Here is a 24,237-nt window from a genome sequence, read left to right as displayed (position 1 = left end):
GATGGGTGAGACGCTGCGCTGCGAGGTTGCGGTGATCGGGGCCGGCACGGCCGGCCTCGCAGCCGAACGGGCCGCGCGCGCCAACGGCGCATCGACCCTCCTGATCGATCCGGCCTTCAGTGGCACGACCTGTGCCACTGTCGGCTGCATGCCTTCCAAGCTGCTCATCGCCGCGGCGCGACGCGCCCATGCGGTAAGAACGGCAGGCCCTTTTGGTATCGAGGTCGGCGGTATCGCCATAGACGGGCCCGCCGTCCTGCAGCGGGTACGCGATGAGCGCGACCGCTTCGCCAGGCTGACGCGCCAGTCCTTCGAGGACCTGCCCCCCGGCATCGCCATCAAGGCCTGCGCGCGGTTTACCGCGCCGGGCCGCCTGGCGCTCGACGACGGGCGCGAGGTCGAGGCCGACCGGGTCGTCATTGCAACCGGCTCGAGCCCTGTCCTACCCCCCGCCTTCGCGGCATTGGGCGAGAGCGTGCGGACCAGCGACACCATCTTCGAGATGGATGACCTGCCGCGCCGCCTTGCGGTTGTTGGATCGGGTGCGATAGGGCTCGAACTGGCGCAGGCCTTCGCGCACCTGGGCGTCGAGACCACGTTGTTCGACCGCGCCGAACACATGGGCGGCCTGCGCTGCGCGCGGGTCCACGAGCGATTGCATGCGATTATCGCGAAGGACCTCGACCTTAGGCTCGGGGTCGAGGTGACGCCCCACGCAGAGGACGATGGCGCGCGGATCGAATGGTCCGGTGGTCAAGGCGACGTCGGCGAAGCGCATTTCGATCTCGTGCTCGCAGCGCTTGGCCGATCCCCGCAGCTGGGCGACCTCGATCTTGATGCGGCGGGGATAGCCTATGACGAAAAGGGCATTCCTTTGCATGACCGGCGCACCATGCGCTGCGGCGACAGCGCGGTGTTCCTGGCAGGCGATTTCGCTGCCGACTTGCCTCTCCTGCACGAGGCTTCGCACGACGGTGCCATCGCGGGGCGCAATGCGGCGGCCTTCCCTGCACCGGTCGCTGCAGAGCGCCATGTCCCTTTCAGCATGATCTTCACAGAGCCCACCGTGGCGACGATCGGTGCGGCCCAAGGCGAGGGGGCCGTCACCGGCACCACCGACTTCGACGATCAGGGCCGCGCACGCGTCGAGGGCCGCAACGCCGGACTGCTCACCCTCCACGCCGCTGCGCCCGATGGCCGCCTGATCGGCGCCGACATGGTCGCACCCGCGGGCGAGCACCTCGCACACATGCTGGCCTGGGCAATTCAGCAGGGCCGCACGGCGAGCGAACTGCTCTCGATGCCCTTCTACCACCCCACCATCGAGGAAGGCCTGAAGAACGCGCTGCGCACGATCTGCCAGGCGACCCCCATCGACCTTCCCCAAGACCAGGATGCCGGCACCCCGCCCGGCGCTTGATTGAAAAAGGACATTTCCGAAAATGACCCGTTCCGCTCTTTTCCAACCGCTCCGTCTGGGTGCGCTCGAATTGCCCAACCGCGTGCTGATGGCGCCGCTCACCCGCAACCGCGCACATGCCGACGGGACTCCCGATGCCCTTGCCGCGACTTACTACCGCCAGCGTGCCTCGGCTGGCCTGATCGTGTCCGAAGCCACCCAGATTTCGGCCATGGGCAAGGGATACAAGGATACCCCGGGCATCTATACGCCGGCGCAAGTCGAAGGCTGGAAACCGATCATCGAGGCGGTCCACGCGGCAGGTGGGCGCATCTTCTGCCAGCTGTGGCACGTGGGCCGCATCAGCCACGTGTCGCTGCTGCCCGGTGGTGTACAGCCCGTTTCCTCCAGCGCGGTTCGCGCGAAGGCCCAGACTTTTACCGAGAACGGCTTCGAGGACACCAGCGAGCCCGTCGCGCTCGACAAGGACGGGATCGCGCAAACGCTCGACGACTACGAACAGGCCGCGAGGTGCGCGCGCGAGGCCGGTTTCGACGGCGTCGAGGTCCACTCGGCGAACGGCTACCTGCTCGACCAGTTCCTGCAGGACGGGGTCAACCGCCGCGAGGACGAATACGGCGGATCCGTCGACAACCGCCTGCGCCTGCTTCGCGAGGTTCTCGCACGTGTCGGCGCGCATTTCCCGCGCGATCGCACGGGCGTGAGGCTCTCCCCGCTCGGTCAGGCAAACGACATGTCCGATGCCGATCCCGAGGCGACTTTCACCGCGGCCTACAAGCTGCTCGCGGGCTACGATCTCGCTTACCTCCACGTCATCGAGCAATTCTTCGGGCAGGACAGCAGTGAAGAAGACGCGGCTCTCCTCAAGCGCCTGCGTGGCCTTTATCCGGGTACCTATGTCGGAAACGGTGGCTATGACGGTTCACGCGCGGCGGATGCGATCGCAAACGGCGGCGCGGATGCCATCGCGTTCGGCCGTCCTTTCATCGCCAATCCCGATCTCCCCGAGAGGTTGCGCATCGAGGCTGATCTCAACGAACCGGACCAGGATACCTTCTACGGGGGCGGCGCCGAAGGATATACCGACTATCCTTTCCTAGCATCGAACCATTGAGCAGAGCAGCGTAGCGCCCGGTACTGAACAGGCAGCAAAGCGTCGGCCTCAACGGCAGTAACGAGAGACGACTGTCCGAACGCTATCGCCAGCTTCAATGGCGCTGACAGGGCAGAGGCGACCGTCAGCGCCACTCGTTCGACCGGAAGGCACCAGGAAGTGCGCTATCGGTCTGCTCCTGTGGGCAAAACTCGAAATCTGAGTGACCGGAATGGAGCGAACTTTCCAGTAGTGTCCACTTGGGGCAGCGATACTCCTATGTCGTGGTGAGCACGATCTTGCCCTGGATACCCCCCTTCAAGGCCCGCTCATGGGCTCGGGACGTGTCCACAAGGCGAAAGCGGCTGTCGAGGACAACCTTGATATCGCCTTGCGCCAGAAGCTCTGCCGCCCTGGCCAGTTGCGCCCCGTTCGAACGGACTTGGGTGCTTGAAACCGTGATACCCAGTTCGCGGGCTTGGGCGTGGCCCTCAAAACCCGTCGGATTGACGAGGAACAGCGATCCGCCGGGCTTCAAGGTCGCAAGGAAACGCTCCATGTCGGCGCCGCCCACGGCATCGATGACGAGATCGACACCGCGTACCACCTCGTGCGCCGCGGTCTTGGTGTAATCGATGAACTGATCGGCACCCAGTGTCTTGAGCAGGCCTTCATGCTTGCCCGATGCCACGGCGATGACCCTTGCGCCTTTGCTCTTCGCCAGTTGCAGGGCGAGGTGTCCGACGCCTCCGCCTGCACCGTTCACAAGGACGGTACGGCCGTCCAGTTCGACGGGCAGATGGGGAAACGACTGGAAAGGATTGGGCGCATCATGGCCCGTTTCGACCAGGAATTGCCAGGCCGTCAGCAGCGACATCGGTGCCCCTGCCGCCTCTTCGTGGGAGAGGGCTTCAGGCTTCGCGGCGAGGTCGCCCAAGGGCGCTGCCACATATTCCGCGTAAGCCCCGCTCCCTGTCATGATGTCTTCAGGAAAGCGGATCATCCCGAAGACTTCGTCTCCGACGGCAAAGGCCGTGACGCCTTCGCGCACCGCAGCCACGACACCGGAAACGTCCGTCCCGAGGATGAGCGGAAAGGTCGCGTCCGGACGCCATTCCTCCGGCAGCGCACGATAGCCATCGCGCAGATAGAGATCCGGCGGATTGAGACTGGCGGCATGGACCTGCACCAGGACTTCGCCCGGCGCGACTGCGGGTATTGCCGCATCCTCGTACTGCAGCACCTCGGGACCACCGAAGGCATGCAGGCGGACCGCTTTCATTCTCGTGTTCATCACTACCTCTGGAATTGCATCGTGTTGCCGGTCCTATAGTTCCTCGAATATAGGTTGATAATGGTGCCTGACTTCGCTTCACTAGTGCCATGAAGGAACAATTCGCCCTCGAACGCCTGACCGGTCTGATCGCCTTTGCCCGCGCGGGTTCGCTGGGCAGCTACACCGCGGCAGCGCGCTCGCTCTCGGTTTCGCCATCCGCCGTCAGCAAGAGCATTCAGCGGCTTGAAGGAAGTCTGGGCGTGCCCCTTTTCACCCGGACGACCCGCTCGCTCGTGCTGACCGATGAAGGGCGGGAATTGCACGCACGCGCGCTGCGCCTCTTGAATGACGCCGAAGAAATCGAGCAGGTTGCCAGGGCCGCGCAGGGTGAGCCTTCGGGTACCTTGCGGATTGCAGCCTCGCTTCCGATCGGGCTCCATCTGATTGCACCTCGCCTGCCGCGCTTTCGCGAACGCCATCCGCAGGTGAAGATCGATCTGCGCCTGAGCGATCAACTGGTTGACCTCGTGGAAGAAGGTATCGATCTGGCCGTCCGCATCGGCGACCTGGCAGACAGCCGCTTCCTGTCGCGCCGCCTCGCCCCGCACCAGTTGGGCTGCTACGCATCCCCGGACTACCTGGCGCGCAACGCGCCTCCTACGCACCCTGAGGAACTTGAGCGCCACGAGACGGTGAACCTGCGCTACCAGAGTTCAGGGCAACTTTTCCGATGGCCGTTTCGGATCGGCGAGAAGGAAATCGACCTAACACCCACTTCAGGGATCGTCGTCGACACCAGCGAGGGCGTGATCGCGGCCGTCATCGCGGGCGGAGGAATCGGTATTGCGACCAGCCTGATGGCAAAGCCACTGGTTGAGCGTGGCGCATTAATTCCCGTGCTAGCCGAATTTGCAGTCACGCGACAGGACATCACCGCTGTCTGGCCTGCAAGTCGTCGCGCGAACCCGGCGGTGCGCGCCTTTCTCGATTTCCTGGTGACCGACAAGCCAAAGGCCGGCACTTGAAATGAAGTCAGAGCGCCCCAACGCGACAAGCTGATTGCTGGACCGAGACATCCGATAGGAACACTATTCTGGTCTGTCTCGACACTCAGCAGAACATCCGCTCTAGAGAAGCCAAAATTGGCGTCTGAGCGGCAAAGGTGGATCGGAATTTGACGTAATGCTAATGTCAGGTGTGCGGGTTTTTTGGTTCTATTGGGGGAATTAAGAAAGTGAACAAAGTCTAATCACCGCATATATTGGAAATCCATCTTTAATATACTCATTGTGCGATATATTGTGATAAATATACTTACCTGTATTTCAGGGCATAAATTCTGTCGTTTGGTTCTGCATCGCCGCGACGTCGCCTTGTGAAAGTTTCACAACCCGCAAACCTTGTCCGAAGGGGGCACATGCACGGCAGACACACGTCTCCCTCCAGCCCGGTCGAGTGCCGGGAGCACAGGTTCGCAAAGCGAAGTCACGACGATGAGAAAGAGCGCACCTGTCCAACCCTCGCACCTACCGCGCGGGGGGGGCGGGCCAACCGCTGGCCCACCCCCTGCATAGCTCTCACTTGCTTGGGTAATAGGTGCGAATACTCGATCTGAACCAGAGCCCGAACAAGGGCGCCAAACCGGCAAGGGTACCAGGGTTTTTCACTGACTTGGGGTGACAGAGAGGGTGACCGTGGTAGATTCGTCGCGTAAAAAATTTTCAGATTTTCAGCTATACCCTAGGTCGAAGGCCCATCGTTTGGCTGAGGATGATGTAATTCAAGCTCCGTAAGGAGACTGAAGATAGGTGAGATGTAATATCTGACGGGGCACGGTCGTTGGTTTCGTCATCGTCGCCAAGTACCGCATTGCTAGCCGCGCCTTATTCGCTGGCGGTGAAAGTGCCATATGAACACCGCGAATGATCAACCTGTGGCGATTTGCGACGAGTAATCCGTTGGTGCGCTCTGCTCGAGCCAGGTGCGGAGGTGCAGATCGCGCTGAGGGAAGGGTATTTCGATGCCTTCACGTGCAAACCGGCGCGCGATCTCGAGGTTGCAGGCCGAAAGGACCGGGGCGGCTTCCAGAGCGTCCCCCATGAAGGCGAGGATCTTGACGTTGATTGAACTGTCGCCAAAGCCATCCATTACGTAGACAGGCTCTGGAAAGCTCAGAACACCGGGGATCTCGTGGGCAATTTCCAGCAGTACCTTGCCGACGCGGTCGAGATCGCTGCCGTAAGCCACGCCGACCGGCACCACGATGCGCGAAGGGCCACTCGTAAAGCTGCGGTTCTTCACTACGCCCGAGATTAACTGCGAGTTCGGGATGATGATCTGGTGGCGGTCGAAGGTTTCGACGTGGGTGGAGCGCACTGCGATACGCCGTACGATCCCCGAGTGTTCGCCGACCTCGATCCAGTCTCCGACCTTGATCGGGCGCTCGATCAGAAGGAGGATGCCGCTGGTGAAGTTCTCGACCACCGATTGCAGTTCAAAGCCAAGGCCAACCGAGAGCGCGCCGACAACGAAGGCGAGGCTCGAGAGATTGAGGCCGGTTGTCGCGATCGCGATCACTGCGACCAGCCTCATGCCAAGATAGCCCAGGAACGTGAGCAGGGCCTCTTCTGCGCCTGCATCCATTTCGAACTCGGGAAGTACGGTTGCCTTGAGGAAGCGTTGCAGCCAGCGAGTGATGACGAAGCCAACGAAGAAGACGGCGGCAAAGGCTACGACATCGCCGCTTGCTTCAACGCAAGCTCGCCGCCTAACATCAACCTCCAGGCGAGGCCCGCTCTCCGTTAATCCACGCCCCTAATCTGTGCCATGGGTGCTGACGCCGGACAGGTATATCGATGACATCGCACTTGCTGAATTGCCAGCAACGGGGATGGTCTACTCGGAAGATGGCTTGATGGACGGTGTTGCACGGTATTCTGGTGCCGGGCGGCTTAGTGATCGAGAGCAGGGGATGGGGCTGCCTGCAAAGGTGCGCCGGTCTGCACACTTACAAGCCTGATGATAAGCGTATCCGCATTTTGATTTGCCCTTAGGGTCGAAATTAGGGTTGGCTCCGATGCGAGGGCCTGAAGAGCCCGGGAATCTCCGAAATTTCGGTGAAGTTAGGGCGGACTCCCGCTCCGCCAATTCCCTGACTTTATAGAACTTTCTCTGAGATCAGGATGGTGTTCCCCAAGTCGCCACCCGTCAGGCCCCTCGCCTGAGGCGTAAAACAGTTGGCTGATGAGAGCAGGAATGCGCTCGTCGTCCGGCAAGCCCATGGCTGCGTGATCGCCCTTGGGGTTGTCTGCGACCAGGTATGCGCGGCGGCTTGGCGCGTCTGGTTGAGAATAGGGAGCCTCCGGTGAAGGGGGCAGGGCATCGTCAGTGCCAAGTCGTGCTCTTTGCTCACCGGGGCGCGGGTCACTCTCATGGCGCCGGGCTACGGTGGTCTAGTCCGGGGTGCCTGCACGAATGCCCGGCCAAGCGTTCTGACCACCTGCGAAGGGGCGGTGGCTCGTGGCGTGCAAACGTTTGCAAAGTTGGCATTCGAAGTTGAGCTCCTTGCAAGGAGGCTGGATCCTCTTGCGCCCTCGCCATCGCCTCAATCGCAGCAATTGCGCGGCATAATCGCGTAAAATCGACGAGTTCGCGAACCGGCTCCCGGCAGGGAGTTTTGCTCTTTGCGCGTGCCAGATCGTATCTCGGTCATGAAACAGACCTCGAAACGTCATGCTCCCCTCATAGCTGCCGCGAGGTCACCAATCACTGAAATTTCACGGAAAAATATTGCGATGAGGACCACCACCTGCCTTCACCCGAAGCTGTCGCTGGGGGCGCTTGCGATAGCGCTGCTTGTCGGTGCGACGCCGGCTCTGGCCGACGATCTGGATGCAGAAGGAAATGCATATGCCGCGCCTTCCGGTGCTCCGGGCGCTGAAGCGGGAGATGCCTCTGGCGGTAACGCGATCATCGTGACCGCGGCCAAGACCACGCGTTCGGCCACCGAGCTGGATGGGGTCGAGATCCAGAAGATCCTTCCCGGAGTCTCGCCGCTGCGCGCGGTTCAGGCCATGCCCGGCGTCATGTACCAGACCGCCGACCCGTGGGGTAACAACGAACAGAACATGTCGCTGTTCATCCACGGCTTTGCCATCAACCAGCTAGGCTACAGCCTCGACGGCATGCCGCTGGGCGACCTGAGCTACGGCAACATCGCCGGCATCACGCCCCAGCGCGCGATGGTCTCGGAAACGATGGGTAACGTGGTCGTCTCGACCGGCGCGGGCGACCTCGCGATGCCCTCCAACATCAACCTGGGCGGCGGCATCGAGATGACGACCTCCGATCCCAAGGCCAAGGCTTCGGCCGAAGTGCGCCAGACGGTCGGCTCCTACGGCACCTCGCGCACCTTCGTGCGCCTCGACACGGGTGAATTCGACGCCGACGGCACTAACGCGGGCTACGTCTCGGTCGTGCGCCACCGCGCCCGGGCCTGGGATTTCGACGGCCGCCAGGGCGGCTGGCAGGCCAACGGCAAGTTCGTTCACGAGAACGACGCGGGCAAGCTGACCCTCTACGCCGCCTTCTCGGACAAGCAGGAGCCCAACGAGGACGGTACGACGACCTTCGTCAACCCGGCCAACGACGCGCAGGCCTACATGCCCTACGTGCGCCCGTTCATGTATCCCGACTTCCAGGCCGCGCTCGACTACGTCGATGAAAACGGCGACACCCCGCCCGAGGAGGGCAGCAACTACCTCAACTACTTCTCGGCCGCGCTGCGCACCGACTACATCGGGTACCTCAAGTACGACGCGAACCTGGGTTCCAACACCACCTGGACCAACCAGGTCTACTACCACCACAACGATGGCCAGGGCGTCGTCGCGGGCCCGCTCGGCCAGTCGATCTCGGTCGTGGCCGCCTACTATCCCGAACTGGACCGCGCAGGCCAGGTCGAGGTTACCGGCGAGAGCGGCTACGTGACCCGCGTCACCGAGTACCGCATCGACCGTGCCGGCGCGCTCTCGACGCTGCGCATGAACCTTGGCAACCACAACCTTCAGGCCGGTGCCTGGTTCGAGCACAACTCGGGCACGACCTGGCGCAAGTGGTATGCCCTTGACGTGGACGCACCGACCGATCCCTACCACTGGCAGAAGAACGAACTGTTCACGCAGTACTCGCTCGAATACCGTGTGAACACGCTGCAGCTGCACCTGCAGGACGAATGGAACGCCACCGATCGCCTGACGGTCCTGGGCGGCTTCAAGTCGAGCCTCGTCTTCTCCGAAGGCTGGTACCCGATCCAGCCGGTCGCCGGATCCTACTCGGGCATGGACGGCGGCCTGCCCTCGGGCTCGATCAGCACCAAGCGCTGGTTCCTGCCCGCCATCGGCGCGCGGTATGACTTCAACGGCACCGAAGAGATCTACTTCAACATCCAGAAGAACATGCGCAACTACGGCACCGCGCCGTGGGGCCAGGGCAGCCAGGCCGCGTTCGACTACTTCAAGGAGGTGGGGCGTCCCGAGACCTCCTGGACCTACGAGGCAGGCCTGCGCAGCCACCACCTGTTCCCGGGCTCGTTCCTCAGCTCGCTCGACGCGCAGATCAACTACTACCACGTCGACTTCTCCAACCGCCTGCTCTCGATCAGCACGACGGTGGGCGGCCTTGGCGGCGGTTCGATCACGGGCGGCACCAGCACGCTGTTCAACGTGGGCGGCGTGAAGACCGACGGTGTCGATGCCTCGATCACGCTGGGCCTGGGCTCGATCTTCTCGATCTACAACGCGCTCTCGTTCAACAGCTCGCGCTATGGTAGCGACTACACCGACGGCACGACCGTCTTCGCAACCGATGGCAAGCAGGTCCCGGGCAGCCCGAAGTGGATGAACAAGACCATGATCTCGGCCAACTTCGGCCCGATCGACGCGCAGGTCGAGGGCCAGTACATCGGCAAGCGCTACGCCACCTACACCAACGACGGCGTGGTCGACTCCTACTACATGGCCAACGCCCGGATCGCCTTCGACCTTGTCGGGTACATCCCGCTCGAAAAGGCCTCGGTCTCGCTCAACGTCACCAACCTGTTCGACGAGAAGGGTGCCTCCACCATCAGCACCGGCCGTCCGAGCGCGGTCTACGCCACCTTCCCGCTGGCCCCGCGCCAGTGGTTCCTGACCTTCACCGCAGGTATCTGAAAATGAACGACACCACACTGTCGCGCAGGACCCTCCTGCGCGCCGGTGCCGGCGCGGCCCTTGCAGGGGCCGCGCCTGGTGCGTTGGAGGCCCGGACGCAGACGAGCGTCCCGGCCCCGCGCACGGCCCCGGCCAAGCCCCTCCTCATCAGCCATCGTGGTGCCTCTGCGCTGCGCCCCGAGCACACGCTGGCCTCGTACGCGAAGGCCATCGAGGACGGCGCCGACTTCGTCGAGCCCGACCTTGTCGCGACGAAGGACGGCGTGCTCATCGCCCGCCACGAAAACAACATCGCCGACACCACCGACGTCGCCGCCCGGCCCGAGTTCGCCGAGCGCAAGGCCACGCGCACCATCGATGGCAAGGACGTCACTGGCTGGTTCACCGAAGATTTCACCCTCGCCGAGATCAAGTCGCTGCGCGCAGTGGAGCGCCTACCGGTCGAAATGCGCGGGGAAAGCCACCGCTACGACGGCCAGTTCCAACTCCTCACGCTCGCCGAGATCGCCGACTTCGTGGGCGCGGAAGCCGCCGCGCGCGGGCGCACTATCGGTCTCATTCCCGAGCTCAAGCACTCGACCCACTTTCGCGGCATCGGTCTGCCGCTGGAGGAGCGCTTCCTCGCGGCGGTGGAGGACAGCTCCATCCTCCAGAGCGCGCCCGTCATCGTGCAGAGCTTCGAGGTCTCCAACCTCCAGTGGCTGCGCCCGCGCATCGCGGGACAGAGCAACATCGAACTGCTCCAGCTGACCGTGCCGATGGACGTGTGTCCGGCGGACCTCGCGAAATCGGGCAAGGGCATGACCTATGCACAGATGCATAGCCCCGAGGGTCTGGCGCGCCTGCGCGAGTACGCCGACTGGGTCTCGCCCATCCTGCAGTCGATCATTCCCTTCGGCACGATGGACGGCAAGCCCGGCCCTCTCGGCACGCCCACGGCTCTGGTCCGCGACGCACATGCTGCCGGGCTCAAGGTCTCGACCTGGACGTTCCGCCCGGAAAACGTCTTCCTGCCCACCGACTACCGCGGCGAAGGCGGCGAGGCTGCGCGCCACGACGAAGGCTCGGTGCGCATGATGCAGGCCTACGTCGCGACCGGCATCGACAGCTTCTTCACCGACGATCCCGCTCTGGGCCGCCGCGCCATCGATACCATGCCGGGGATCTAGTCCGGTCACGCAGTGCAGGGGGGCTCGAATGGGAACTCCGCTGTCCGCGTTGTATCCAATATTCCCGGCACCTGGCGATAAATGAGGGGAGTGGAAGGGGCACGACGATTGCGCTGTCGCACTCTTGCCGCTCCCCTCAAACGTTCCCGGGAACGTGCGAAAATGACATCAGCAGGCCAGCAAGCCCGACTGGTATGATGAGCAGTTCTCACCGTCCTGTCGCATTGCACGGGGCTTTCGCGTGCCCATCAGTGAAACCTAGATTGTCATCATGACTGGAAACGCCGGAGTCGTGCGCGCTCATGCCAACACGAAAGGCGTTCCCGCAACCGAAGGAGGGTTCGCAAGATGACACTCAAGGATACGTATACCCTTTCGAACGGCCTTGCCGTTCCCAAGCTGGGTCTGGGCACCTGGATGATCGAGGACGATGCCGTGGCGCAAGTCGTGCGCGAGGCCATCGAGATTGGCTATCGTCACGTCGACACGGCGCAGGCCTACGCCAACGAGCGCGGCGTCGGTGAAGGCGTGCGTACGAGCGGCGTCGCACGCGAGGACATCTTCGTGACGACCAAGCTCGAAGCGGGGATCAAGACCTACGAGGAAGCCAAGGCGGCGATTGCCGGATCGCTCGAGGCCATGGGTCTCGATTATATCGACATGATGATCATCCATGCGCCGCAGCCCTGGCCGGAATTCCGAAATGGCGAACATTTCTTCGAGGGCAATCTGGCCGCCTGGCGCGCGCTGGAGGAAGCCTACGAGGAAGGCAAGCTGCGCGCGATCGGCGTCTCCAACTTCGAGAAGGTCGATCTCGACAACCTGCTCGAGAACGGCAAGGTCAAGCCGATGGTCAACCAGATCCTCGCTCATGTCAGCAACACCCCGTTCGAGCTGATCGACTATTGCCAGGCGAACGACATCGTGGTCGAGGCCTACTCGCCGGTTGCGCATGGTGAGATCCTCAACAACGAACAGATTGCCGCGGTGGCGGGCAAGTATGGCGTCTCGGTGCCGCAGCTTTGCATTCGCTATTGCCTCCAGCTTGGCCTGATCGCGCTGCCCAAGTCGGGCAACCCGGATCACATCCGCGACAATGCCGGCGTCGATTTCACCATCTCCGATGAGGACATGGCGACGCTCAAGGCTGCCGATCGCATCAAGGACTACGGCGAGGCGAGCTTCTTCCCGGTCTACGCGAAGTAATCGCCTTTCGGCCCTGCGGGGCAGGACGATGGCAGCGGCGCCTCTCGCCTGGCGCCGACATCAAGAGAAAAGAGCTCCTGCCCCTGCGGCGGGAGCTCTTCTTGCATGGGACGAAGGCGCAGGGGCACTCTGCCTGCGCACCTGTTCGGACACGCGCTGGCGCTGATCTGGGGTCCTGAGCCTAGGCTTCGTCGATCCCGGCGGGCTTGCTGCCCGAACGCGTGACGAGGAAGGTGCAGATCATCGCGCCCAGTCCGACAGTCGCTATGATGATGCCCATCGGGCGGGGGGTGCCGTCCGCGGCCCAGCCCAATACGGCGGTAGCGATGACGCCGCTGCCGAATTGCATGGCTCCCACCAGCGCCGAAGTCGCGCCCGCGCGCTTGTGATGGGCATCGAGCGCCCCGGCCACGATGTTGGCCACGAACAGCCCATTGGCCGACATGAACGCGAAGAGCGAGAGAACGAGAAAGGGTAGCCCGCCAAAGCCGGTCATTGTCGCGAGCAGCGTCGCGAGGCTGGCCAGCCCGATCAGCGCGGCGCCGTAGCGCGCCATGGTTTGCGAGCCCTTGCGCACGACCACCCGGGAATTGACGAAGCCGAGCGCCATCTGCCCGAAGATCGCAAGCGCGAAGAGGAAGCCGTACGCTTGCGGTGCAACGTGATAGTACTCGATGTAGGCGAAGGGCGATCCGCCGACATAGGTGTAGATCCCCGAGTAGTAGAACCCTCCTGCGATGCCGTAGCCCAACACCACCGGGTCGCGCAGCAGGACCCAGTATGCCGCGAAGGAGCGTGCGAGGGCAGGTTGCTCGCCCGGCACGACCGGACGCGATTCAGGCAGTCTGCGTACAGCGAGGATCATGACGATGCCGATCGCCACGAGGGTCCAGAATGACAGGCGCCACGATCCGACATGCAGAAGTTGCCCACCAAGCAGCGGTCCCAGCAGGGGCGCGATGCCCATGATCAGCATGAGGATCGAAAGGATTTCCGCGGCCCGGTCGCGGCTGTGCAGGTCGTGCGCGATGGCCCGGCCCAGCACGGGCCCTGCGCAGGCCCCCAGTGCCTGCACCACGCGCCAGGCCAGCAACTGCTCGAGCGATCCCGCCAGCGCGCACCCTGCCGATCCCGCCACGAACAGGCCCAGCCCGACCTGGATCGGTATGAGGCGACCGTACCTGTCGCCCAGCGGTCCCCAGACCAGCTGCCCGAGGCTGAAGCCGATCAGGAACGTCGACAAGCTCAGCTCGATGCCCGGACCCAGCTCGCCGGCCATGGTCGGCATCGCGGGCAGGTAGATGTCCGTCGAAAGCGAAGCGAAGGCCATGAGGCCGGAGAGGGTCAGGATCAGCCGGGTCGATGAGACGCGGGTCGAGGGAGCCGCTGCTGGATTGGTCGCCATGCTGGGCATGTGATGGCAAAGCGTGGCAGGTGCAATTGCCCTTCTGTTCACGACTTTCGTGAGCGTGCCTCAAGGATCGGCGCGGCAACCTTGCGCGGGATTGGTGGCTTGCGCCCGCTTGGTGTCGCCTCTGGCTTGGCGCGCGCGGCCGCTGGTGGTGACGTTCAGCTGGCCTGAGCGAGGCGGGGGGAGAGCGGATAACCCCACTCGGTGAACAGCGAGGCGAAGGTACGCAGCAATGTCGCGAACTGCGGCGATGTGTCGTTCGGCCGGTGGTAGAGGATGATCGGCGAAGCGGCGCGCGGACGGATCGGGCGGCAGATCACCTCGGGATGGGCGAGCCATTGCGAGGAGGCGGGGATGAGGCACGCACCGACCCCTGCGGAGACCATGATCAGTGCGGTCTCCAGCTCGCGGACCTCGATCACTTCGTCGGGTGAAAGGCCGCTATCGCGAAATACCGAGAGGACTACGTCCGCGTGGCTCGGGCGCGGTTCGCGCGGGTAGAGCAGCAGGGGCATGCGCGCGAGGCGGGCGAGGCCCACCGGTTCGTTGGCTGCACCGGACCCCGGCGGCATGGCCGCAACGAGGCGCTCCTCGCGCAGGACCTCGCGCGCGATTGCCGGGTCGTCGATGCGCACGCGCCCGAGGCCTGCGTCGATGCGCCCCTCCTTGAGCGCCACGACCTGTTCCGAAGAGCTCATTTCGCTCAGCACCAGATCCGTGCCCGGGTCGCGGGTGCGATAGCGGCGCACGATCTGGGGCAGGCGCACGTAGAACTCGGATGGCAGCAGGCCCAGAGTGAAGCGCGGGCGTTCGGCGGATATGAAGCGCTCCATCGCGCGCTCCATCGTATCGTGGCGTTCGAGTACCTGCAGGGCGTGGGCGAGGAACAGCTGGCCGGCGCTGGTCAGCGCCAGCGGGCGCGAACTGCGCTCGATCAGCTGCGCGCCGAGTTCTTCCTCGATCTCCTGGATACGACGGCTGAGCGGCGGCTGGGCCATGTTCAGCCGCGCGGCTGCACGCGTGAAGCTGCGTTCGGAAGCCACGGTCACGAAATAGCGCAAACGCCGGATGTCGGTCATTGTTTCTCTCTTGCAGCGCCACGGCTTGATATACCATCTGGATATGATTGGCTACCGAGATGGTCTTTGCATCAGCGCGTGGCGGACTTACCTGTCTTTTCGTTCGCAGGCCCAGAAAAACGAGCCTGTAGAGAAAAATGGAGATGGGTATGACGAACGCCGCAGCGCATGATGACGCCGGGTTCCTTCCTCAAAAGTATCTTTCCGGTATGTTCTATGGCAACGGCTGGAGCGTTGGCGAGGACCTCGCCAAGGCCGTGGAGCCCGCGACCGGAGCCGAGCTTGGCGCGATCGCGCTGGCCAATGCCGATACCGTCGCCAGCAGTGCCAAGGCGGCACGCAAGGCGCAGCGCGACTGGGCCGCGCAAAGCCCCGATGATCGCGCTGCGGTATTCCTGCGCGCCTTGGCGATCGGGCAGGAGCATTCCGAGGAGATCATTACCTGGCTCGTGCGCGAGAGCGGGTCGGCCAGGCCGAAGGCGGCTTTCGAGCTGCAGGTCACGCTCAAGGCGATCCAGCTCGCCGCCGCCATGCCGCACCAGGCGCAGGGGCTGGTTCTGCCGACCACGCCCGGTCGCATCAATCTGGCGCGTCGCCGTCCAATCGGCGTCGTCGGTGTCATCGCACCGTTCAACTTCCCGCTCTATCTCGCCATGCGCGCGGTCGCGCCTGCTCTCGCGGTCGGCAATGCGGTGATCCTGAAGCCCGACCCGCGCACCGCGATCTGCGGCGGTCTCGTCATCGCGCGCCTGTTCGAGCTGGCCGGGCTTCCCGCAGGCGTGCTGCAGATGCTGCCGGGCGGCAGCGAGGCGGGCGAGGCGCTGTGCAGCGACCCCGAGATCGGCATGATCCAGTTCACCGGCTCGACCGGGGCCGGGCGCATGGTCGGCCAGAACGCCAGCCGCCACCTCAAGAAGGTCAGCCTCGAGCTGGGCGGCAAGAACTCGATCATCATTCTCGACGATGCCGACATGGACCTCGCGCTGCGCAACGCGGCCTGGGGCGTGTTCCTGCATCAGGGCCAGATCTGCATGTCGGTTGGGCGCGTGCTCGTCCACGAGGCGATTGCCGAAGACTTCGTCAAGGCCTTCGCCGAAAAGGCTGCCGCACTGCCGATGGGCGATCCCAACCAGGAGGGTATCGCGATCGGTCCGCTGATCAACCAGCGCCAGGCAGACCATGTTGCCAAGGTGGTGCAGGACAGCGTCGCTGCAGGCGCCACGCTCGCGACCGGCGGCAAGGCCGACAAGCTGTTCTACACGCCGACCGTTCTGTCGGGCGTGACGCCCGAGATGAGCGCCTTCCAGCAGGAAATCTTCGGGCCGGTCGCGGTGGTCACCACCTTCGCCGACGATGCAGAAGCGGTGAAGCTCGCCAACCAGACCGAGTATGGCCTTTCGGCGGCAATCATCTCGCGCAACGTATCGCGCGCGCTGGCGCTGGGCGAGCAGCTCCAGACCGGCCTGCTGCATATCAACGACCAGACGGTGAACGACGAGGTCGTCAATCCCTTCGGCGGGGTGGGCGCATCGGGCAACGGCAGTGCCATCGGCGGGCCCGCCAACTGGGAAGAATTCACCGAGTGGCAGTGGGTCACGATCAAGGGAGAGGCGCCGGCCTACCCGTTCTGAGGTGGGGCGGACGAAATAATAACAAGAAAGGATTTGCTATGTCAGTCAAGCATTTCGACGTGGTCATCGTGGGCAGCGGCGCCGCCGGTTGCGTGGTCGCGGACTATCTCGCGCGCCATACCGACCAGACCATCGCGGTAATCGAGGCCGGGCCGATGGATCGCAATCCGATGATCCATATCCCGGCGGGCTATTCTAAGCTTCTAGCCAAGGACACTGCGGTCTGGCCTTACGAGACTGTCGAAGTGAACGGCCAGAACCGGCGCTATCGCATGGGCAAGGTTGTCGGCGGAGGCACCTCGGTCAATGCGATGTGCTATGTGCGCGGGCAGAAGCAGGACTTCGATGCATGGCAGGAAGCGGTCGGCGACGAGGGTGACTGGTCGTGGGAGACGATGCGCCAGACCTACATCGAACAGGAACGCAACGACACCTTCCACAACAAGTATCACGGCATCGACGGGCCGCTCTCGGTCGAATTGCCCCAGGGCATCAACGAGCTCAACCAGCGCTGCATGCGCGCCTTCCAGGAGTTCGGGCTCGACTATAACGCCGATTACAACGGGGAGCGCCAGACCGGCGTCTCCCCCGTCCAGTCGAACACCGACAAGGGCAAGCGTGCCAGCGCGGCGGTGGCCTATCTCCACCCGCACGTGAAGACGGGCCGGGTCGCGCTGCTGACCTCGCGCACGGTCACCAAGGTGCTGATCGAGGGCAAGCGCGCCGTCGGCGTGCGGGTGCGCAACGGCGATACCGAGGAAGAGATCGCAGCCGGTCTCGTGATCATGTCGGCAGGCGCGGTGCAGAGCCCCAAGATCCTGATGCATTCGGGGCTTGGCCAGCGCGAGCAGCTCGAGAAGTTCGGCATTCCGTGCATCGCCGATATCAAGGGCATGGGCGAGAACCTGCACGATCACCCGATCATTCCCATCGCCGCCTTCGTGAAGGGCAAGATGGGCTACCAGGCCGCCGCGCAAGGCGTGGGCATGTTCGCATCGGGTGCGCGCTATCTGCTCACTGGCGACGGCCCGGCCTCGGGCAACGGCATCGAGACGGTGTCCTATTGGGACCCGGACAAGCTCGATAGCGATGCGCCCACGGTCCAGTGCTACCACGAGCCGATCATCTCCGAGGATGGCCTCAACCCGAGCGGGTCGCGCTCGGGCGTTACCTTCGCCACGGTCGTTCTCCAGCCGCGCAGCCGCGGCTGGGTACGGCTGGCCGATGCCGACCCGACGTCGATGCCGCTGATCAATCCCAACTTCATTGGCGACGACTACGACCTCGAGGTCGGCATCGCTGCGGTCAAGTCGGTGCGCAAGGTGATGGAGCAGCGCTCGCTCGCCGAGGTCATCGAGGAGGAATTCGTCCCCGGTGCGAACGTGCAGAGCGACGAGGAGATCGGCGGCTTCGTCAAGCAGGTCGCGACGACGATGTGGCACCCGGTCGGCACCTGCAAGATGGGCAAGGCTTCCGATCCGATGGCGGTCGTCGATGCCCGCCTCAAGGTGAAGGGCATCGAGGCGCTCCACGTGATCGACGCCTCGGTCATGCCGCAGATCATCAGCGGAAATACCAATGCCCCGACGCAGGCGCTCGCGCGTCATGCCTCGAAGATGCTGGTCGAGACTTACTTCGCCAGGGCCGCACAGACGGCTTGAGGTAAGGCTCGGTCGGGGCGAGCCCGGCAGGGTCGCATAGCCTGCCTGCAAGAAGAGAGGCCGGTCCGGGGGAACCCGGGCCGGCCTCGTCCTTTCGGGAAAGGGCAGGCGCGGGTGTGCGTGCTTGTCCTGAAAGGCCATGGGCGCGATGATGATAGCGCTGCGGCATAAGGTGGCAGGGGGCAGGCAATGGCGAGACGACGGGGCACGACGCGGCAAGGCACCGGCACGCGCAGCCCATTCAGGGGCTTTGGCGCGGCATCGGCGCTCGGCGCGCTCGTTTGCGCCCCGGCAAATCTCGCGCAGGCATCGCCCGAAGCATCGCACACGGCTATCGCCTGTCCGCATGTCCCGGCGAGCGGAGAGCAGGCACCGACCCCGCTCGACCTGTTCGGCCCGCTCTTCGTGGCGGTGCAGGAGGCGCGGCTTTATCCCGACAGCAAGACTTTCGCCGATGCCGAGCCACGCCGCGCCCCGGATGCGATCATGGCCGACTATTGTGCGCAGCCACCGCAAGGCGTCGATGCGTTGCGTGCCTTCGTGGAAGACAACTTCACGGTGCCCGCACAGCCCGGTACGCTCGCGCCAGCGCGTCGGCGGATACCTCTGGCACGCCACATCGTGCTGCTGTGGAGCCAGCTTGCGCGCGAGCCTTCCAAGCCTGCGCCCGGCAGCTCCGTCATCGCGCTGGAACGGCCCTACGTCGTACCGGGAGGGCGGTTTCGCGAGATGTACTACTGGGACAGCTACTTCACGATGCTGGGCCTGCGCGTCGATGGCCGCGACGATCTCGTCGAAGCGATGATCGACGACTTCACCGCACTGATCGAGCGCTTCGGGCATGTGCCCAACGGCACGCGCAGCTACTATGTCACGCGCTCGCAGCCGCCGTTCTATTACCTCATGGTCGGTCTCTCGAAGTCGCGGGACCCGGTGCCGCGTGAGCGCCGCCTCGCGGCGATGAAGCGCGAGCATGCCTTCTGGACGAGCGGCGAACATCAGGTGCGCATGCCCGACGGGGCCCTCCTGTCTCGCTATGCGTCGCCGGTCGCGCGACCGCGCGAGGAAAGCTGGGGCGAGGATGCCGCGCTGCGGGCCGAGACCGGCAGGGCACCGGACGAGCTCTACCCCGACATCCGCGCGGCGGCGGAAAGCGGCTGGGACTTTTCCTCGCGCTGGTTCGCCGACGGGCGCACGATGGCGACGATCGATACGATGGATGTGGTTCCGGTCGATCTCAACGCTCTGCTCTTCGGGCTCGAACAGGCCATCGCCTCGACCTGTCGCGAGGCGGGCGAGCGCGCCTGCGTCGACCGCTTCGCCGACCTTGCGGCGGCGCGGCGGGTAGCGGTCGAGCGCTGGCTCTGGGACGAGGCGGGCGCGCGTTACGGAGACTACGACCTCGATGCGCACTCGATCCGTCCAGGGCTTACCGCGGCAAGCGTCTACCCGCTGTTCACCGGCCTTGCCGCACCGGCGCGGAGCGGCCGCGTGCTCCAGACGGTCGAGAGCCGCCTCGTCGCGCAAGGGGGGCTGCGCACCAGCCTCGTCGATACCGGCCAGCAGTGGGATGCACCCAATGGCTGGGCACCCCTGCAATGGATCGCCATCGATGCCGCCCGGCGCGTGGGCAGGCCAGAGCTTGCCCGCGAAATCGCGGCACGCTTCCTCGCCACGGTCGCTCGCGAATACTGCGCCAGCGGCAAGTTGCTCGAGAAATACAACGTCGAGCAGCAGGTCGCGGGCGGTGGCGGCGAATACCCGACGCAGGACGGCTTCGGCTGGACCAACGGCGTCACGCGCGCGCTGCAGGCGGCCTATCCGGCGCTGGCAGGCGAGGGGGGCTGCCAGCGCAATTGACGTGGAGGACGCAAGAAGCGGGCCGCCTCCGCCAGCGCTCCGTTCGCTTGGCGCTCAGGGCGTCTTGGCAGCATAAGTGTCCCAGTTGCCCAGCAGTTCGTCGACGACGACCGAGCCCACCGTGTAGAGGTTCTCGACCGCGGCCTCGAGCCCCGCGTAGCCTTCGTTCTCGCGCAGCAGGTAGGTCGCGGCATCGGTGCCCTCGGGCGGCATGGTGAAGTTGGAGCCCGCGCGCAGCACCAGCACGCGCTCGGCGTCGACGCGCCCGCTCGCATCGAGGCGGGTCATCGCCTGCATCACGCCGGTATCCTCCATCGCCGAGGTAACGAACTCGCCCTTGCCCTTCGTCCAGTAGTCGACCCAGTCGTTGGCCCAGTCCGTGAGGAGCTTGCCGTGCCAGAAGGTCATTGCCGAAAGCTGCTCGCCCTCGAGCACGAAGGGCGGCTTTTGCGCCATCGGGTAACCGGCGAAGGCCCGCCGCTCGGCAGCGATGGCGGGCGTGTCGGGCAGCTTGACATCCTTGGTGAGCCTGAAGGCCCAGCTTTCGAGCGAGGGGTTGATGGCGAAGACCTCGCCGCTTTCGGGATCGACGGGGGTGGTCTTGTCGTTGGGCCCTTGCGTGCCGCGTGCGAAATAACCGGTCTTCCAGTCGGCTGGAATCTCGCGCGCGTCGATCTCGTGAGCGAGGTCACCGTCGACGACGTAGCGCGCCCAGGCGACCGAGCCGATTGTCGCGTCCTCGGGATCGATCCCGGCGATGCCCGCGACCAGCCAGTAGGCCTGGCGCAGGTCGAAACGCTCGTCGAGACCGAGCGCCATGGTCGAGGCGGTCGAGCGCGAGGTGCCGATGCCGGTCACCATGCCCAGCACCTGCGTCTCGGAGTTGTAGTATAGGTCGTGGAAGCCCTGGGGGAAGGCGATGCGCTGGGTCAGGCCGCGGCGTTCCTTCCACAGCTGGAACTCGCCCGCGGTATCGCCCTCGTCCTCGCCGATCTCGAACAGCGAGACGATCACCACCTTGACCGGGATCTTGGTCTCGCACGCGGCGGCAGGCTTGCAGGCCATGGCCGAGGGAGCCGCGTCAGCAGCAGTTGCGGGCAGGGCGCCGAGCGGGAGGGCGAGACATGCGCCGACGAGCGCGGCCATGCGGGGAAGCAAGGGCATCGCGGACCTTTCATCGAGGGTAAGGAAAAAGGCGCGGGATGCGGGTTGGGTGCCGCATCCCGCGCCGGGAGGGTCCGGCAGCGCGTAGGGAGCGCTGCCGGTAGCCGGATCAGAAGTTGTACGAGACCGTCGCCTGGAAACTGCGCGGACGTTCGGGCAGGACGATGGTCGAGCCGAACAGTTCGGTGAAGTTGGCGCGGAAGTACTTCTCGTTGGTCACGTTCTTGACCACCAGACGCAGGTCCCAGGGGCCGGTGCTGTAGGACGCGCTCGCATCGAACAGGACGTAGGCGGGCAGCTTCACCGCCTGCGACTGGCCCGAATAGACCGAATCCACCGCGACCATGCTGCCCGCGAAAGCGAGGCCATTGTCGAAGGCGTAGGTGCCGGTCAGCGAGTAGAGGTTGGTCGGGATGCCGGCGCGGCGCGACTGTTCCTTGTTCTCGATCGGAACGAGACCGATCGGCTGGCCGCCGAGGTAGAGCGTCGGATCGGAGACGTTGACGAGGTCGTCGATGCCAAAGAAGCTGAACGCCGTGCCCTCTTCGAGGAAGGTCAGGTTGTAGACCTTGGTGCGCGTATAGGCGCCAGTGATGAGCAGGTGCTCGTCCACCGCCCAGCGCAGTTCGGCCTCGAGTCCCTTGGTCTCGACCGCCTGGTTCACCGTGCTCGACTGGGCCGAATAGTCGGTGCGTTCCTGCTTGTAGATCGAGACAGCCGCATAGAGCGTCTCGTCGAGCCAGGAGCCCTTGATGCCGCCTTCGTAGAGCTTGGAGGCGGTGATCCAGGTGCCGCCCGCGACGTTTTCGGGATCGAGTTCGGCACCCTGTCCCGCGATGACCACCGACTGGCGCGCGATGGTGCCGTAAGGGCGCAGGCCGAAGGGCAACTGGTAGGAGGCGCTGGCCGACCAAGACCACGCACCGTCCCGGTCCGAGGCGCCCGAAAAGCCGGGGTCGGCTTCCATCTTGCCGATGTTGTAGTTCGAAACGCCCTTGATCGTGTCGTAGCGGGCACCCAGCGTCACATCGAGACCGAAGTTGAAGTCGAGGTCGGTGAGCGCTGCGAAGGCGAGATCGGTGTAGTGACCCGAGACATAGCCGGTGTAGTTGCAGTCACACTCGGTCGAGAGCAGGCGGTCGCTGGCAGGCGTGTAGCCCTGTGTCAGGTCGACACGGTGGAAGTACTCGTAGTTGAAATCCTCGCCATGCTTGAAGTGCGTGTAGCGGATCGAGGGCGAAAGCTGGAACGAGAACTTACCGGCGTCGGTGTCGAACGCCTTGGAGATGACAATCTTGTCCTCGAACACGTAGGAATCATGGAATTGCGAGAAGCCGTAAGCGTTCTCGTTCATGTTCTCGTAGCTGTCGTAGAACATCTGGTTCTTGATCTCGAGGTCCCCGGGACCGGTCCAGATCAGGTCGGCGTAAAGCGTGGTGCCACGGTTGTCGAGGCGGTCGTTCTTGCCGGTCAGCGTCTTGCGGCGGCTCAGCGTGGTGGTGCCGGTGTCCTGCAGGGCGAGCAGCTCGTAGCCGCTGCCGGGGCCATAACAGGCATCGGTGATCGAGCTGGCGAAGACGTTGCCGCCGCACTGGAAGCCACCGAAGATCGAGAGGCCGCCGGGAACTGCCGCGTTGATCTCCTCTACCGACATCTGGCCATCGCCGTCGGTATCGAGCGAGATCGCCGAGCCGGTGATATAGGTGCCGTTGTCGACGAGGTCCTGCGTCAGGCGGTTCCAGCCACCGTTCTGCTGGCCCTTGTAGTTCTGGTACATGCCGCCGAATTCGAGGCGCAGGTCCGGGGTCAGGTCGGTGTCGAAGGCCGCCTGCAGGATGGTCTGCTTGGTCGACATGTTGTCATAGTAGCTGCCCGAATCCTCGAGTTCGGCGTAGAGCGAGTAGCCGAATTCCTGCGCGCCGATCGAGCCGGGGCCGCGGATCTGGGCGGAGAGGTTGGCCTTCTCCCAGCTGCCGCCGGTGAAGGTTACCTTGCCTTCGGGGCTGGCCATGAACGAGCCGCCCTGGACGCGCGCCGAGCGCGGTACGAAGTTCATGTAGCCGCCGGTCTTCGAGGGGCCGTAGATCGGCGAGGCCGGGCCGCGCACGATGTCGATGCGGTCCGCAGCAGCGATCGGGGTGGGATAGTTGCCCGGGTTGTCGAGGCGGCGCACGCCGCGGAAGTAGACCTCGCCGGGAGTGCCGCGGATGTCGAGCGCACCGCCCACGCCGAAGAACGAGTTGGTGAAGGTGCCCGGCGACTGCGCGACGAGATCGTAGATCTCGGTGATGCCGAAGCGCTCCATCTGTTCGGCCGAGATCGTCGAGGCCGAACGCGGGGTCTCGACCAGCGTCTTGTCGAAGCCGAAGACCGAGCCGACGTCGGCGACGGGGAGCGCGTCGAGCGCGCCGGTGACGATGATCTCGCGCTGTGGCTCTTCGGCGTCGTCCTGCGCCATTGCGGGTGCGGTCAGCGCGGTACAGCCCATAAGGCCAGCGGCGATCGCGAGGATCGGCTTGCGCAGCGCAGGCTTGTGAAGAGTGCGAAGACGCCCGGCAGGCGCGTTTGCTCCGCCGTCAGGCAGGTCGAAATCCAGCATTAGAAGCCCCTCATGACTATTGCGCGAGAGCAGGCCCTGACCCGCTTTCGCGTATGCATTCGTACCTTCCGGTGGATCCACGTCCCGTTTGGCTCTGGCTCCCCGAGCGGTCCGGCTTTTAAGTTCCGGGTTCCTGCCGAGGTCGCTTCTCGTCGTTGCTGGCGAGGCTATGTCGGCCTCGACGTGCAGGCAAATGCAATGAATTCGACGAGGCGTTGCCAAAAATAGAGCGCGTTAAACCAGCGTAATGGTGCTCTGATTTTTGCAACGATATGTTCGTTTCATTGCGTTTGATGTGGCGGCGTCTGAGCGGCACTAGGCGCAGACATGCCCGTTCGCGTCTCTTCAGCCATGCCCGCGTTCCGCTCGCTCGCCAGCCATCCTTTCTGTGGTGTGGCGTGCAAGGCCATGGCGTCGCGCATCAATCTCGTGCGTGACGCATGGACAGGGCATTGTTCG

Annotated in this window: 15 protein-coding genes; 9 read left to right on the top strand and 6 right to left on the bottom strand. The window is 64.3% G+C overall.

Annotated elements, in window-relative coordinates; genetic code table 11:
* The first annotated feature begins 1 nt into the window (after position 1).
* Together I5E68_RS18600 and I5E68_RS18595 are read left to right on the top strand one after the other, a co-directional pair.
* Positions 2-1,420: a dihydrolipoyl dehydrogenase gene (locus I5E68_RS18600; protein WP_197167013.1), complete on the top strand. Its 1,419-nt coding sequence runs from the start codon at positions 2-4 to the stop codon at positions 1,418-1,420.
* 22 nt (positions 1,421-1,442) lie between these two features.
* A complete protein-coding gene (locus tag I5E68_RS18595; RefSeq protein WP_197167011.1) occupies positions 1,443-2,534 on the top strand; it encodes an alkene reductase in 1,092 nt (363 codons plus the stop codon).
* A 256-nt stretch (positions 2,535-2,790) separates the two neighbouring features.
* On the opposite strand, the gene I5E68_RS18590 is transcribed toward I5E68_RS18595, so the two are convergent.
* Positions 2,791-3,795: an NADP-dependent oxidoreductase gene (locus I5E68_RS18590; RefSeq protein WP_228727352.1), complete on the bottom strand. Its 1,005-nt coding sequence runs from the start codon at positions 3,793-3,795 to the stop codon at positions 2,791-2,793.
* A gap of 101 nt (positions 3,796-3,896) precedes the next feature.
* On the opposite strand from I5E68_RS18590, the gene I5E68_RS18585 reads away from it, so the two are divergent.
* Positions 3,897-4,814: a LysR family transcriptional regulator gene (locus tag I5E68_RS18585; protein ID WP_197167007.1), complete on the top strand. Its 918-nt coding sequence runs from the start codon at positions 3,897-3,899 to the stop codon at positions 4,812-4,814.
* A gap of 901 nt (positions 4,815-5,715) precedes the next feature.
* On the opposite strand, the gene I5E68_RS18580 is transcribed toward I5E68_RS18585, so the two are convergent.
* Entirely contained in the window at positions 5,716-6,432 is a 717-nt protein-coding gene (locus tag I5E68_RS18580) for a mechanosensitive ion channel family protein (protein WP_197167005.1), read from the bottom strand.
* Between the two features lie 1,151 nt (positions 6,433-7,583).
* Here I5E68_RS18580 and I5E68_RS18575 point away from each other — a divergent pair.
* From I5E68_RS18575 to I5E68_RS18565, 3 genes are all read left to right on the top strand, one after another.
* Positions 7,584-9,998, top strand: a complete 2,415-nt coding sequence (locus tag I5E68_RS18575) for a TonB-dependent receptor (RefSeq protein WP_197166995.1) — start codon at positions 7,584-7,586, stop codon at positions 9,996-9,998.
* Positions 9,999-10,000: 2 nt separating this feature from the next.
* A complete protein-coding gene (locus I5E68_RS18570) occupies positions 10,001-11,167 on the top strand; it encodes a glycerophosphodiester phosphodiesterase family protein (protein ID WP_197166993.1) in 1,167 nt (388 codons plus the stop codon).
* Positions 11,168-11,515: 348 nt separating this feature from the next.
* Complete coding sequence (locus tag I5E68_RS18565) at positions 11,516-12,373, top strand: aldo/keto reductase (RefSeq protein ID WP_197166991.1); 858 nt, start codon at positions 11,516-11,518, stop codon at positions 12,371-12,373.
* A gap of 181 nt (positions 12,374-12,554) precedes the next feature.
* Here the strand turns inward: I5E68_RS18565 and I5E68_RS18560 are convergent, their stop codons facing one another.
* Entirely contained in the window at positions 12,555-13,778 is a 1,224-nt protein-coding gene (locus I5E68_RS18560) for a multidrug effflux MFS transporter (protein WP_197166989.1), read from the bottom strand.
* A gap of 164 nt (positions 13,779-13,942) precedes the next feature.
* Positions 13,943-14,863, bottom strand: a complete 921-nt coding sequence (locus I5E68_RS18555) for a LysR family transcriptional regulator (protein ID WP_197166987.1) — start codon at positions 14,861-14,863, stop codon at positions 13,943-13,945.
* Between the two features lie 149 nt (positions 14,864-15,012).
* On the opposite strand from I5E68_RS18555, the gene I5E68_RS18550 reads away from it, so the two are divergent.
* The 3 genes from I5E68_RS18550 to I5E68_RS18540 all read left to right on the top strand — a co-directional run bounded on the left by I5E68_RS18550 (position 15,013) and on the right by I5E68_RS18540 (position 20,015).
* Positions 15,013-16,494: a benzaldehyde dehydrogenase gene (locus I5E68_RS18550; protein WP_228727351.1), complete on the top strand. Its 1,482-nt coding sequence runs from the start codon at positions 15,013-15,015 to the stop codon at positions 16,492-16,494.
* Positions 16,495-16,532: 38 nt separating this feature from the next.
* Positions 16,533-18,155 (top strand): GMC family oxidoreductase, encoded by a 1,623-nt coding sequence (locus tag I5E68_RS18545; protein WP_197166984.1) that lies wholly within the window; start codon positions 16,533-16,535, stop codon positions 18,153-18,155.
* Positions 18,156-18,344: 189 nt separating this feature from the next.
* On the top strand, positions 18,345-20,015 hold the full coding sequence (locus I5E68_RS18540) for a trehalase family glycosidase (protein ID WP_197166983.1): 1,671 nt from the start codon (positions 18,345-18,347) through the stop codon (positions 20,013-20,015).
* Between the two features lie 54 nt (positions 20,016-20,069).
* Here I5E68_RS18540 and I5E68_RS18535 read toward each other — a convergent pair whose 3' ends face one another.
* Together I5E68_RS18535 and I5E68_RS18530 are read right to left on the bottom strand one after the other, a co-directional pair.
* On the bottom strand, positions 20,070-21,179 hold the full coding sequence (locus tag I5E68_RS18535) for a purine nucleoside permease (RefSeq protein WP_228727350.1): 1,110 nt from the start codon (positions 21,177-21,179) through the stop codon (positions 20,070-20,072).
* 109 nt (positions 21,180-21,288) lie between these two features.
* Entirely contained in the window at positions 21,289-23,778 is a 2,490-nt protein-coding gene (locus I5E68_RS18530) for a TonB-dependent siderophore receptor (protein ID WP_228727349.1), read from the bottom strand.
* Between the last annotated feature and the right edge of the window lie 459 nt (positions 23,779-24,237).

This window comes from Novosphingobium aureum (assembly GCF_015865035.1).
GTDB lineage: Bacteria > Pseudomonadota > Alphaproteobacteria > Sphingomonadales > Sphingomonadaceae > Novosphingobium > Novosphingobium aureum.
Note: the sequence above shows the minus strand (reverse complement) of the source record. Positions and strands in the feature narration are given on the sequence as shown.

Bases quoted from the DNA above. Each gene is read 5' to 3' on its own strand.
- I5E68_RS18600 (WP_197167013.1), top strand. From the start codon at position 2: ATGGGTGAGACGCTGCGCTGCGAGGTTGCGGTGATCGGGGCCGGCACG.
- I5E68_RS18595 (WP_197167011.1), top strand. From the start codon at position 1,443: ATGACCCGTTCCGCTCTTTTCCAACCGCTCCGTCTGGGTGCGCTCGAA.
- I5E68_RS18590 (WP_228727352.1), bottom strand. From the start codon at position 3,795: ATGAAAGCGGTCCGCCTGCATGCCTTCGGTGGTCCCGAGGTGCTGCAG.
- I5E68_RS18585 (WP_197167007.1), top strand. From the start codon at position 3,897: ATGAAGGAACAATTCGCCCTCGAACGCCTGACCGGTCTGATCGCCTTT.
- I5E68_RS18580 (WP_197167005.1), bottom strand. From the start codon at position 6,432: ATGGATGCAGGCGCAGAAGAGGCCCTGCTCACGTTCCTGGGCTATCTT.
- I5E68_RS18575 (WP_197166995.1), top strand. From the start codon at position 7,584: ATGAGGACCACCACCTGCCTTCACCCGAAGCTGTCGCTGGGGGCGCTT.
- I5E68_RS18570 (WP_197166993.1), top strand. From the start codon at position 10,001: ATGAACGACACCACACTGTCGCGCAGGACCCTCCTGCGCGCCGGTGCC.
- I5E68_RS18565 (WP_197166991.1), top strand. From the start codon at position 11,516: ATGACACTCAAGGATACGTATACCCTTTCGAACGGCCTTGCCGTTCCC.
- I5E68_RS18560 (WP_197166989.1), bottom strand. From the start codon at position 13,778: ATGGCGACCAATCCAGCAGCGGCTCCCTCGACCCGCGTCTCATCGACC.
- I5E68_RS18555 (WP_197166987.1), bottom strand. From the start codon at position 14,863: ATGACCGACATCCGGCGTTTGCGCTATTTCGTGACCGTGGCTTCCGAA.
- I5E68_RS18550 (WP_228727351.1), top strand. From the start codon at position 15,013: ATGACGAACGCCGCAGCGCATGATGACGCCGGGTTCCTTCCTCAAAAG.
- I5E68_RS18545 (WP_197166984.1), top strand. From the start codon at position 16,533: ATGTCAGTCAAGCATTTCGACGTGGTCATCGTGGGCAGCGGCGCCGCC.
- I5E68_RS18540 (WP_197166983.1), top strand. From the start codon at position 18,345: ATGGCGAGACGACGGGGCACGACGCGGCAAGGCACCGGCACGCGCAGC.
- I5E68_RS18535 (WP_228727350.1), bottom strand. From the start codon at position 21,179: ATGCCCTTGCTTCCCCGCATGGCCGCGCTCGTCGGCGCATGTCTCGCC.
- I5E68_RS18530 (WP_228727349.1), bottom strand. From the start codon at position 23,778: ATGCTGGATTTCGACCTGCCTGACGGCGGAGCAAACGCGCCTGCCGGG.